This window comes from Enterococcus sp. 12C11_DIV0727 (assembly GCF_002148425.2).
Taxonomy (GTDB): Bacteria; Bacillota; Bacilli; order Lactobacillales; family Enterococcaceae; genus Enterococcus_L; species Enterococcus_L lemimoniae.
On record NZ_CP147248.1, the window covers coordinates 1,147,195 to 1,160,270 of the forward strand.

The 13,076-nt window shown below is 36.2% G+C and carries 8 protein-coding genes; 3 read left to right on the forward strand and 5 right to left on the reverse strand.

All coding sequences use genetic code 11. The annotated features are described in order from the left end of the window. Nucleotides 1-56 precede the first annotated feature (56 nt). On the reverse strand, nt 57-455 hold the full coding sequence (gene spxA / locus A5866_RS05525) for a transcriptional regulator SpxA (protein ID WP_086444128.1): 399 nt from the start codon (nt 453-455) through the stop codon (nt 57-59). A 362-nt stretch (nt 456-817) separates the two neighbouring features. Here spxA and trpS point away from each other — a divergent pair, with 362 nt between their 5' ends. Next, nucleotides 818-1,834 (forward strand): tryptophan--tRNA ligase, encoded by a 1,017-nt coding sequence (gene trpS, locus A5866_RS05530; protein WP_086444127.1) that lies wholly within the window; start codon nt 818-820, stop codon nt 1,832-1,834. 42 nt (nt 1,835-1,876) lie between these two features. Here trpS and A5866_RS05535 read toward each other — a convergent pair whose 3' ends face one another. Next, a complete protein-coding gene (locus A5866_RS05535) occupies nt 1,877-3,592 on the reverse strand; it encodes an ABC transporter ATP-binding protein (RefSeq protein ID WP_086444126.1) in 1,716 nt (571 codons plus the stop codon). 271 nt (nt 3,593-3,863) lie between these two features. Here A5866_RS05535 and A5866_RS05540 point away from each other — a divergent pair, with 271 nt between their 5' ends. Together A5866_RS05540 and A5866_RS05545 are read left to right on the forward strand one after the other, a co-directional pair. After that, on the forward strand, nt 3,864-4,211 hold the full coding sequence (locus tag A5866_RS05540; protein ID WP_086278933.1) for a hypothetical protein: 348 nt from the start codon (nt 3,864-3,866) through the stop codon (nt 4,209-4,211). A gap of 518 nt (nt 4,212-4,729) precedes the next feature. Next, nucleotides 4,730-5,440: an HAD family hydrolase gene (locus A5866_RS05545; RefSeq protein ID WP_086444125.1), complete on the forward strand. Its 711-nt coding sequence runs from the start codon at nt 4,730-4,732 to the stop codon at nt 5,438-5,440. A 49-nt stretch (nt 5,441-5,489) separates the two neighbouring features. On the opposite strand, the gene A5866_RS05550 is transcribed toward A5866_RS05545, so the two are convergent. From A5866_RS05550 to A5866_RS05560, 3 genes are read right to left on the reverse strand one after another with little or no spacing between them, the layout of a single operon-like run. After that, the gene (locus A5866_RS05550; RefSeq protein ID WP_086444124.1) at nt 5,490-8,687 is read right to left on the reverse strand and encodes a DEAD/DEAH box helicase; all 3,198 of its coding nucleotides are present in this window, start codon (nt 8,685-8,687) and stop codon (nt 5,490-5,492) included. A 20-nt stretch (nt 8,688-8,707) separates the two neighbouring features. After that, entirely contained in the window at nt 8,708-11,851 is a 3,144-nt protein-coding gene (locus tag A5866_RS05555; protein ID WP_086444123.1) for an AAA family ATPase, read from the reverse strand. Nucleotide 11,852: 1 nt separating this feature from the next. Then, entirely contained in the window at nt 11,853-12,992 is a 1,140-nt protein-coding gene (locus A5866_RS05560) for an exonuclease SbcCD subunit D (RefSeq protein WP_086444122.1), read from the reverse strand. Nucleotides 12,993-13,076: the final 84 nt, after the last annotated feature.

Consider the following 13,076-nt stretch of genomic DNA (forward strand, 5'->3'; position numbering starts at 1 on the left):
GAGAAAAATAGAAAAAGAAAACCTCTGCCACAAGGACAAAGGTTCTCCAGTACCTTTTATAAACCTGCCATCAATTGCGCTTGACGTAATTCCAACTGCCGAACTCCTCTTGGCAAGAAACGTCGAATTTCATCCTCATTAAAACCAACTTGTAATCTTTTTTCATCAATCATTATTGGTCGACGCAACAATCCAGGATTCTCTTTTACTAACTCTAGCAAGTCCTGCAACGGAAGTTCATCCAAATCCATATTAAGTTTTTGGAAAACCTTAGAACGAGTGGAAATAATCTCCTCTGTTCCATCTTCTGTCATTCGCAAAATTGCTTTCAATTCAGAAATATTCAATGGTTCTGAAAAAATATTTCTTTCCTTGAATGGAATCTCGTGTTCTTGCAACCATGCACGAGCCTTACGGCAAGACGTACAACTTGGGGAAGTATAAAGTATCAACATGTGCATCACTCCTTTTTGTGATTCTCATCACTGTTTTGAAACAGGAAATCAAACTGTTTTCCTATTTAATGCTAGTATACCCAACTTCTACTAAAAATACTAGCTCTTTTTCCAAAAAAAACATAGTTTTTCGTTATTTTACAAGTTTTTTTTAAATATTGAAATAAAGCGAACCTTTTTTCAACATAAAATTATAACGTTTTCAAAACTAAGAAAAATGATACAGCTTTCACAAACTACTATAACTGTACTAGTCTAAAAATTCTGACATTTTATTTTTTTCTTGTAATCCTGTTTTTTTTTTCTTTTAGCTGTATAATGATATCAATGACTTTTTATTAATTGATTAAGGTGGTTACTTTATGGAAACGATATTTTCTGGCATTCAGCCAAGTGGTACACCAACTATTGGAAATTATATTGGTGCAATGAAACAATTTATTGATTTACAAAATCACTATGACTGTTATTTTTGTATTGTTGATGAACATGCTATAACAGTCCCTCAAGATCCTTTGAAATTACGACAACAGACGCGTGGTTTAGCTGCTTTGTATTTAGCTGTAGGACTTGATCCTGAAAAAGCAACAATCTTCATTCAATCAGAAGTTTCAGCTCATGCTGAAGCTGCATGGATCATTCAATGTAACACAACGATTGGTGAGTTAGAACGGATGACTCAATTTAAAGATAAATCTCAAAAAAATGGCCGGACAGGTGTTAGTGCCGGACTTTTAACTTATCCACCATTGATGGTTGGAGATATTGTTTTGTACAATGCCAATTTAGTTCCTGTTGGTGACGATCAAAAACAACATTTGGAATTAACACGTGATTTTGTTGAACGCTTCAATAAACGATACGGTCAAGCGAATCAAGAAATTCTAGTGCTTCCAGAAGTTAAAATCGCTGAACAAGGCGGACGTGTAATGAGCTTACAAGATCCAACTAAAAAAATGAGTAAGTCAGATACAAATGCTAAAGGTTTCATCTCTATGTTGGATGAACCAAATGTGATTCGTAAAAAAATCAAATCGGCCGTCACTGATTCAACGGGAATCATTGAATATGATCCAGAGAACAAACCCGGTATTTCTAACCTACTAAGTATTTTCTCTGCTGCAACAGGTCGCCCAATTGAAGAACTGGCAACAGCGTATGCTGGAAAAGGCTATGGCGAATTTAAAACAGAATTAGCAGAAGCTGTCGTCGAACTACTTGCTCCGATTCAAGAGCGCTATCATGAATTATTAGCCTCTGACGAATTAGATGATATTCTTGATACTGGAGCTGAACAAGCTCGTCTGGTTGCCAATAAAACCTTACAACGTATGAAAAATGCAATTGGTTTAGGCAGAAAACCACGAAAAAGAAATTAAATTAATAAAAAGCCAAGCTGAACGAATCAGCTTGGCTTTTTATTAATCTCTAAATTGAGCATCGTGCAATCGGCGATAATGACCACCTTTTGCTAATAATTCTTCGTGAGTTCCTTCTTCTAAGATGCCTTTATCACTAACAACGATGATTCTAGTCGCATGTTTGATCGTTGCCAAACGATGGGCAATAATCAATGTTGTTCGCCCTTGCGCCAATGAATTCAGAGATTCTTGAATCACTTGTTCTGTTTCAGTATCTAAAGCAGAAGTTGCTTCATCTAAAATTAAGATTGGCGGATTTTTTAGGAACATCCGCGCAATTGCTACACGTTGTTTTTGACCTCCGGAAAGTTTGACTCCACGTTCACCGATCATTGTATCTAAACCTTCAGACATTTGATCAACTACTTTTTCCAAATGAGCTAACTGAACAGCTCTTTGGATCTCTTCTTCAGTGGCATCAAGTTTACCATAAGCAATATTTTCTCGAATCGTTCCTGGAAATAGAAATACGTCTTGTTGCACGATCCCAATTTGACTTCTTAAAGAAGCCAATGTCATATCTTGAACATCAATACCATCTATTGTGATTTTTCCTTCTGTCACTTCATAAAAACGCGGCAACAAGTTACATAGTGTCGTTTTTCCTGAACCGCTTTGTCCTACAAAAGCAACTGTTTCACCGGGAACAATCTGCAAATTGATATAGTTTAAAACTTTCGTTGAGTCCGCATACGAAAATGAAACATCGTCATAAATAATATCTCCATGTAAATGGTCAACAGAAACCGCATTAGGTTTGTCTTCAATAGTCGGTTTCTTATCGATTTCTTCCGTGAAACGTTTAAAGCCTGCAATCCCTTTCGGGTAACTTTCAATCATATTATTGACCTTCTCGATTGGACGAACAAAAACATTGGATAATAGAATAAATCCAACAAATTGCCCATCAGTGATCTCACCTTTGATTGTATAATAAGCCCCAAAAATCAGTGTAAACAAATTGATCAAACGAATCAAAAAGTAATTATATGCCGAACTGATCCCCATCACTTTATAGAACGTAATTTTTGATTGGCGATACGCTTGATTCAACCCCTCAAAGCGCTGACGTTCAAATGGTTCGTTAGCAAAAGATTGTGTAACACGAATCCCACTAACGGAGGCTTCGACACCTGCATTAAAGTCACCTAGATTATCATAAATTTTGGTATTGACTTTTGTCATCTTTTTATTGAAAAAGACTAATGCGATCGTGATGAACGGCAAGACGATAAACGTTACCAAAGCTAGTTGTACATGAATTCTCAGCATTAAATAAAAAGAGCCTACTAGCGTCATGATTGTAATAAATATATCCTCTGGACCATGATGAGCAACTTCTGAGATTTCAAATAAATCTGTTGTCAACCGACTCATCAATTTCCCAGTCTTTTGATTATCATAATACTCAAACGGTTGCGTCTGTAAGTGTCCATATAATTCGCGACGCATATCTGTTTCAATATTGACCCCCAATTTATGACCGAAAAAGACCACAATATACTGTAAAATAGTGTTAAGTATATAAAATAAAAGCAAACCTAGACACGCTAATGCGATCAATCGGAAATTTCCTTTAGGCATGATTTTATCAATGACTTGATTTACTACAACTGGAAATGATAATTCCAGCAAACCAGCTAAAACAGCACAACCAAAATCTAAAATAAATAAGTGCTTATATGGTCGATAATAACTAAAAAATCGTTCTAACATAATCTCCCTCTTTCTTTCGACACTACCACCATTATACGCAAAGAATGATTGGATGCAAAGCTTGAAAGACGTAAAATTGTAAGAAAATAACGCTAAATTTGGTAGTAAAACCGCTCAAAACATATTTCTATTCATTTTAAGGTAAAAGCAACCCAAAATAGAATAATAATAACCAAAATTCATATTGAAAAAAAGTTCTTTTAACTATATTATATATAGGGTTGTATAGTTAGATATACAGTCAATATTGATTATTATAAGGAGTGTTTAAGTGAAAACAACAAAATTAGTGATTGGCATTATCAGTATTATTTTATCATTATTAGTTTTATTCCAATCCTGCGTCGCCGGGCTATCAAACAGTATAAACAATAATGGGGAAGCTGGCGGAAGCGCTGGTATGTTGTTAGCTATCTGTTTATTAGTTGCTGGGATTGTCGCGATTGCAACTAGAAATTCGTCTGGTAATGGCGGTTTTGTCGCAGCTGGATTTTATATTGCTGGAGGGATTATTGCCTTCTTACTTGCTGGCGGCTACGGAGATTTATATATTTGGTCCGTATTGTCGATTATTTTTGGAGCAACTTTCGTGATTGGGGATACGAAAAAAAGAAAATAGCTAAGATAATTATATCGTAAATAATGAGTTTCCAAACTGGAGAGGAGACATTCTCTCCAGTTTTTTAGACATTTTGAAAAACTCCGATTGCTGTTATGTCAATAACTTGAAAAGCAGCAAGCAATTTGTTAAATTAAACATATACATGTACATCATAAAAAACACCGATGAGTTGCTTATGTCTTGGGGAAGATAGGCCTGATCGGTGTTTCTGTTTTTATTATACTAAATGTAGGGTTTTTTCACCACTTCAAAAAAAAACTATCGATAGTACTTTTTTGAAGAACAAATTGTCAAAATATGTTTTTTTATTCGCTTTCTGATCATGAAAGTGAATTTTTTAGCGTATATTTTTTTTATGAGTTTATTTACCCAAACATACTTTTTAATAGCCCCTTCCTGACAGCATTCTAATCTATATTAAAAATTTCTTTCTGTTCTTTTGTGAAGAACTTCGCTACAATGAAAAAGGATTCAGAAATTTTTCGTGAAAATTAATAAGGGGTGCAATTTTTTTAATGAAAACCATTGTTTTTGATGTAGATGATACGATTTATGACCAGCAACAACCATTTAGAAATGCAATAAACTCAGTATTTCCAGATGTAAAACCTGAGGACATGCATGCGTTATATATTCGCTTTCGCTTTCATAGTGATGAAACCTTTCCCAAAGTCATGTCTGATGACTGGACACTAGAGTTTATGCGCTTTTATCGAATTAACGAGTCATTAAAAGACCTAAATTATCCAAGTGTTTCACAAGATAACGGGCTGATTTTTCAAAAAACATATGAAGAAGAGCTGGATAATATCGTGATGCATCCAGAAGTAAAAAAAGTGTTCGATTTCTTAAAGGAAAACAACATTCCGATGGGGATCATCACAAATGGTCCAACAGATCATCAATTCAAAAAAGTGAAGCAGCTTCAATTGGAAAATTGGGTTCCTACTGATAATATCATTATTTCCCAAAGCACTGGTTTCCAAAAACCAGAGAGAGAAATTTTCGACCTTGCTGCTAAAGAATTTAACATGGAATGCGCTCATACATTATATGTTGGTGATAGTTTTGAAAACGATATTGCCGGTGCAACCAACGGCGGTTGGAAATCTTTATGGTTCAACCACCGCTTACGAGAAATGCCTGTTGGTGAAAAAGCACATCATCTGAAAGAAGTCACTTCATTTGAAGACCTTTTCCCAACGATCCAATCATTATTCTCATAATAAATCTAAAAGAGCTTGGAGCATACCAGTGGTATGCTCCAAGCTCTTTTTATTCACCAATACTCAAAATCGTTCGAATATCGTCTTCCGTCATTTTGGCTAATTGCTCCTCATTTCCTTGAATTACTTTTTGGAATAGCTCACGCTTTTCTTGTTGTAAGGAATCCATTTTTTCTTCAACAGTTCCTTCAGCAATCATGCGCCAGACTTCAACAACATTCTTTTGCCCGATTCGATGGGCGCGTCCAGCCGCTTGTTCTTCTACTGCTGGATTCCACCATAAATCGTAAAGAATCACGGTATCAGCACCCGTTAAGTTTAATCCTGTGCCCCCAGCTTTCAATGAAATCAAGAAGACATCTTTTTCACCTGCATTGAATGCGTCCGCCATTGCCATCCGTTCTTTTGGTTTTGTACTGCCTCGTAGATAAAAGGTCGTTAAACCTATTTCAGTTAATTCTTCTTCGATAATCGACAACATACTTGTAAACTGTGAAAAAAGTAATACTCGTCGATTATTTTCTTTAGCCGCTACTAGTAAGTCTTTAACTTGCTCTAGTTTTCCAGAGCCACCTGTATAATCATCAATGAATAAACTAGGATCACAACAAATTTGGCGCAGACGAGTCAAACCAGCTAAAATACTCAAACGATTTTTCTTGAAGGAATCTTGGTCCATTTGACTGACATCTTCTTGCATTTGTTTCAGATAAGCCAGGTAAACTGTCTTTTGTTCTTCTGTCAGAACACTGTACAAATTACTTTCAATCTTATCAGGCAAGTCGGCCAGTACCGTTTTCTTATCTCTTCTTAAAATAAACGGTTGGATCATTTTGGCGATTTCTTCTGGTTTCATCGATCTAAACAAGGTTTTAGATGGAAATAATCCTGGCAAGATCATTTGGAAAATCGACCATAATTCATCGATATTATTTTCGATTGGTGTCCCACTTAAGGCAAAGCGTTGAGGAACCGTCAAGCTTTTTAGTGCTTGTGCTGTTTTTGTCGCACTGTTTTTTACCATTTGAGCTTCATCTAAAATCAAGTAACCCAAATTTAAAGCTTGATACATCTCGATATCTTGTCTTAAACTAGCGTACGAAGTGATCACAATGTCTAAGTCCGTTTGGTTGGCTAGCCGCTCACGTTCTGATTTATTTCCAGCAACAACTTCGGCTTGTAATTCTGGCGCAAATTTTTTGATTTCCGCTGCCCAGTTATAAATCAAACTAGCAGGTGCCACAATCAGCGCGGCCCCTTTTTGTTTTTGTTCCTCTTTTTCAGACAATAGATAGGTGATCGTTTGTAAAGTCTTCCCCAGCCCCATTTCATCCGCTAAAATACCGCCAAATTGATAATAGCTAAGCATTTTTAACCATTTGAATCCATCTATTTGATAAGTTCTAAGCGTCGCTTGAATATTTTCAGGCAATGTTGCTGCAAACTCTTCGGGATGAGTCAAATTTGAAACCATTTCTTTAAAAGAATCTGAAAAATGCGCACGACTATTGTTTTCCAACATATTTTCGATCATCAGTCCTTGGTTTCGTGGTACTTGGATCGTTCCTTGAACGTTTTTCATATTCTGCCTCAACATGGTTAAGACTTCACTAGTTTGTTGAAATTCTTCCGAATCTAATGATAAGACTTCTCCGGTTTCCAACGTATAAAAACGATCATTACGTAATAAGCTAGCCAGTACCGCATCGATTTCTTGTTCAGCGATACCTGTGACATCAAAACGAACATCTAGCCAAGAATCTGAATCAGACACTTCAATCAATGGTTGATGATGGGCGGCATCTAAATACAGTTCTCGTAGTTTTTTGCCCATTCGAACTTCTCCCAAACGTCGAAAAGTCGGTACTTCTGCTTTGAAAAAGTAGTATAATCGTTCACCAGCTGGTAATGCTTTTTCATAGCCATCTACTGTTTTTTGATAACTAAAAGCTGCTAATTGCTCTAAAATTTCTTGTTCTTTCTTACTGTCGCGCACGACCTCCTGATTATCATCTGATGCAACTGAATGTTCTTTATCAGTTGAAAAGACGACTGCTCCATAGGTAAAATCTACACGTACTTTGATCATTCCTTTGATTTTACGGAAAATGAAAATCGTTTCTAAAGGATGATAAACCACTTCTTCTGCCACCACATCACTAACAGAAACTGTTCCAATTTTCTTCAGCAAAGGAATGACTGAACCAAATAAATCAGATAATTCATTTTTTTCATAAAGAATCTCTGGTTTTTCCACACGCTTTAATAATTGCAGTAATGTCGTATAAATTGCTTCTTGCTCTTGCGTAAAAATAAAAACTTGCTCTTGACTAAAGCCCCATTGATAATGGGCTAAAAAGGTAGTCAACTGGTCATCGATCGTTAGTCGATAATGGTTATCTTCTAGCTTATTCAGACTAAAGTAAATCGGTAAAGCTCCTTTTACAAAGGACAAATGTCGATATTTTTTACCTTCATCATTTAATTGAAAATGAGGGGTTTTACTCATTTTTTCAAGTAGTGTTTGACCTTGATCGATTGGTAAAACGAGATATCGCTTATCGATCTTCCCTTTAACTTGAAGTCCATTGGCACCTAATAATTGACTTGTTTGATAAATCGCTGCTAATTGCTCTAACAACTCCTGATTTTCAATTGGAAAAGCTTCTTTCTTTAAATCAAAATGATGTTGTTTATTGATCAAAAAAGTGCCTTCTTTTTGAAAAGTTTGGAAAAATTCACCGATATTTTTAATGATATAGGTTTTCGGTTTAACGCCTTGGTAACCAAGTCGTAATGAAATCCCTAAAACGGCCAATTCAGGATAATAACTATTCGTTTCAATTACATCAACGATATACTCAACAGTCAACGGTGTAATAGTCGTTTTTTCCTCTAACTGATTTAGTTTAGCGAAACCTTTCGTAAACATTTCTGAGATTGATAAAGTCCGTTTTTCAAATGTAACAGGTTGATCTGCCTTTATGATTCGAGCAGTTCCTTTTTGACGTAAATATAATTCGACGGCAACTGTATGTTTGCAATAACCATGATCTTTCCAATAAGGACATTCACAAATATCATTTTCTTTGGCTGTACCGTCTAATTGCACTCGATATAGTTCATTGCCTAAGACTTCTGCATGCCATATTTTACGTTCAGAGTCTTGAACAACTGACAGGACTCTGCCTTCTTTCATATATTCTCGACCTCGTTCAACAATTCGCTCTGGAATACTCCACTTCATGTTCTCACCTCCTAGGCTGTTTAAGCCGTTTGATAGGTCACTTGACTTTGACCGTTTCCATTTGTTCTGATTTGTAACTGTTGTGGAATTCTCGCTTTTAATTCACTTACATGACTAATAATACCGATCATTCTTCCTTCGTTTTCGATTGTTTCCAATGCCTCCATCGCCATTTCCAAGGCTTCTTCATCTAAAGAGCCAAACCCTTCATCAATGAAGAGCGCTTCGATTAAAACACCACCAGCTTGCTCTTGAATTACTTCTGCAAGAGATAAGGCTAATGCTAGGGCTGCAATAAAGCTTTCCCCACCTGACAAAGTATGAGCGCTACGTGCATTCCCTGCATTATCGTCATACACATTGATTTCAAGCCCCGTTTGATTTTTAAAACTCCCAGAATCCTGATTCAATTCAAATTGATAACGATTTTTCGTCAATAAGCCTAAACGCTGATTTGCAACTTTTAAAACTTCTTCCAAATAGGTCTGTAGCACGTATCTTTCAAGACTAGTTTTTCTGGGATTATCCCCATTGACAGTGGTTGCCAATTGATGCAAAGCTGTCACTGATTCCCATTGCTGTTCGATTGAAACGATCAATTCTTTAACTTGTTTTTGAATTTTTTCGTTTGCTTGGATTTTTTCTTGTTGTTGATAATAATTAGCTTCTTTCGTTTGAAGCGAGATTGTTAATGCTTCAATTTCCTCTAGCAAACTTGTTAGCTCTGGTTTCGCTTTATTTGCCAATTTATTTTCTAGTTCTATCAATTGAAATGTCAGCTGATCCTTTTTTTTATCAAATGCAGTTAGTTCTTCTTTGATAGCTTCTAATTTAGGGACTTCTCTCAATAAAACTCGTACAACTTTCTCGTCTAAATCAAAGCTTGACTCTTTTAACGCTTTAGTCAACTGTTGCTCTAATGATATTTTTTCAGCTAGGTTTGTCGCTTGCTCTTTTTCTAGGTGTTCTTCACTATATTTTAGTAATAATCGACGCTCTTTTGCGTTTGCTAGTTGAGCTTCAATTTCTTGTTTTTGTTGTTCCCACTGTGCAACTTGTTGTTCAAGTTGCTCTTGTTTTTCTGTTATTTCAGCTAAGGAAAGTGTTTCATCGTTCAATTGTTCTGAGATTGTTTTTAGTTTTGTTTGATTGGTTGCTTGCTCTTGCTGTTTTTCAATAACGATTTTTTCTTGTTCATGAACTTTTTGTTCTTGCTCTTTAACTGTTTTTTCTATCTCAATAATGCTAGCTTCAGCAGTTTTGATTTGTTCTAATTCAAATTTGAGTTGGTCAGCTCTACTGTTTAAATCAGTGGTCACTTGGTCGATTTCTTCTGAATTTAACGGTGCCTGTAACGTAATGACTTGTTTTTCTTGTAGTTGTTCAAATAATGAACTAACCTTGCTCTTTTGTTGAGTTAATTCCTTTTGTAATTCTTGTTCAGCAAGCTTCAGTTGAGTCGCTTGAGTTTCTAATTTAGCAACAGTCGCTGCTTGTTTTTGAGCAGTCTGTTCAATTACATCGAGTTGATGTTCAATCGATTGAATTTCCTCTAATGTAAACTCTTGATGTTCTTTTTGACTTGGATGTTCCATGGAGCCACAGACTGGGCAAGGCTCTCCATCTACTAAAAATAAACTTAAACGGCTAATTTGCATCTTAGCCCACTGACTTTTTTGTTGCGCAACTTGATGGTAGATCGCCTCTTTTTCAAGCACCGCTTCTTTTAGTTCTGCTTCCTTTGCGGTTAATTGCTCTATAGTGGTGCTCGTTTTTGCTTCAAGTTGTTGCTGTTTTTCCCAACTCTCCAAAAAAATCAACCACTGATCCTGTTGTCGCTCCAGTTCCAATTGATTTTTTTCAATTTGTGCTTTTCCTTCGATAACTGCAAGTTCCTTTTGATAGGTTTGCTCAGCGCTCTCTTGGATTTTCTTGATTGCTGTAAGCTGAGTTGCTAATATGTCTAACTCAGAACGAACTTTTTCAATATTACTTGCTACTTTTTCCTTTTCTTCATATAAAGGAAGTTGGAATTTCAGCTTGGTTACTTGTTCTTTTAAAGCATTCATTTCAGTAGCTTGATTAAGATTTTCTTCTTGTCTTTGTTCCCATTGCCGGATCAATTGCAACTGTGTTGCTTGCTCGATCTGATTCGTTTTCAGCTCTTGATCATAGTTTGAAATCAGCTTGGCTTTTTCATCGATTTTTTCAATCATGCTTTGATGCTTTTGCACCCATTGAAGTTGTTGCTCTTCTGAACGTAGCTTTTCGATCATAATGGCCGCTTGATCCAGCTCTTTTTTTTGTTTTTTTAGTTGGCTTTGCTTTGTAAATTCATTAGCTAGTTCTTCTAAAGCAAACTTTTCTTGTTCTTTTTGCTGTTTTTGTTTTTGCAAACTGGATAACGCAGCTTTTTCAGTTTCCTGTAGCTTGGTTAGTGTCGCTTGTTGCTGAGCTAATGCGGTTAATTGTTGCTCTACCGTCAATTCTTCCGACAATGGCTCTTGCCAATATAATTGATCCAATTTTGCTTGGATCGTCTGCTGTGTTCCCTCAATGTCTTTATTAACTGCCTTCAGTTGTAGCTTTAGCTGTTCATTTAAGGTCTGATACAATTGCGTGCCAAACAAGTTACGCAAAACTTTTTCTTTATCATTACTATTGGCAATCAAAAAGGTGCGGAATTCTCCTTGTGGTAAAAGAACGATCTGCGCAAATTGAGTCGCATCTAAATGTAGAAGCTCTTGGATAAAATTATCAACTTCTCGTCTTTTCGTATACTCTCTCAGCTCTTTGCCAGCATGATCTTTAACGATCAATGAAATCTTTGCACTTTGAGTCCTAGTACCGTCACCACGTTTTTTATATAGCTCTTGTTCTGGCTTTCTCGTGATATCATAAAAATAATCTCCATGAGAAAAAGCCAAATGCACTTCTGTCGGCTCCGATGGATCAGCAAACGTTGAACGCATTTCTTTTCCTTGCCGTAATTTCCCTGAGCTTTCGCCAAATAAAGCATAGCTCATTCCATCAAAGATCGTAGTTTTACCAGAACCTGTTTTTCCACTGATTAAAAATAAAGATGAATCTTCAAATTTAGTAAAATCGATTGTTTCATCAATATAAGGTCCAAAGTTTTTCAATGTTAGTGCTGATGGTTTCAACTTATTTCCCTCTTTCTGCTTGATGAATATCTGCTAGATTTTCTTTGATCCATACGTGTTGTTGTGCCGTCAATTCCTCTCCCGTTACTTCTGAAAAGAATTGGTCAACTAACTCTGTTGGCGCCAAGGTTTTGATCTCTTTTTTGGCTTGATTGCTTTTTTGTTGCTCTTCTCTTCCAAATAGACGCTCAACACCGATCACTCGCGGATAAATTTGCCGTAGCTGATTCATCATATTTGGAATCACAGCTCGATCTGTTAATTGAATATGTAAATAATTTTCACGATTGATCGCTTCATAAATTTCTGGTGTCGTCAGCTCTTTAAAACTACCTTCTATTTGCAACACATCTCTCAGTGGTGCAATCTCTTGAAACTCAAATGTTGTTTCATTTACTTGAGTATCAACGATCCAAACCCCTTTTTTCTGGTTCATTTCTGACAAAGAAAATTTTAGTGGGGATCCACTATAACGAGCATTTTCAGCTTGCAACGCATTTTTCCCATGCAAATGGCCTAATGCGACATAATCAAATGATTCTAATAATGACAATGGGACTGTATCTAAACCACCAACCATCAGTTTGGTTTCTGAGTCAGACTTTTCACTGCCAGCGACAAAAAAATGACTAACTAGAACATGGGCCATATTAGGCTTGAATTGTTTTTCCATTGCTGCAATGACTTCCTTCATTGCTTGTTCAATCGTCCGAATCTCTTCATTATCAAAGTACAAACGAGCTGAAATTGGTTCAAAATATGGCAATAAGAAAAATTGTGTATTCGCCAGTTCCACTGGCTGAAACGCTTGGTCTAGACGCGTATTCAAGTGAAAATCCGATTGAATAAACCATGGTCCTCCCGTCTCTAAACGAGTACTACTATCATGATTTCCAGAAATTGCCAACACAGGAAATTTTTCCTGCAAGTTCATTTCTACGATCATCCGATTAAAGACCTCGATTGCTTCTACTGAAGGAACTGAACGATCATACAAATCGCCCGCAACAACGATTGCCTCCACTTTTTCCTTTTTAGCAATCATTAAAATTTGCTTGAATGCATCGGTCTGCTCTTCTAATAAATCATAGCCATGTAATTTTTTACCAATATGCCAATCTGCTGTATGTAAAAAACGCATTTTCCCACCACCTAAAAAAGTCCTTCTTACTATTATACCAAATTTATGGAGAAATTTATTGTTCAAATGTATCCTATTTTAATT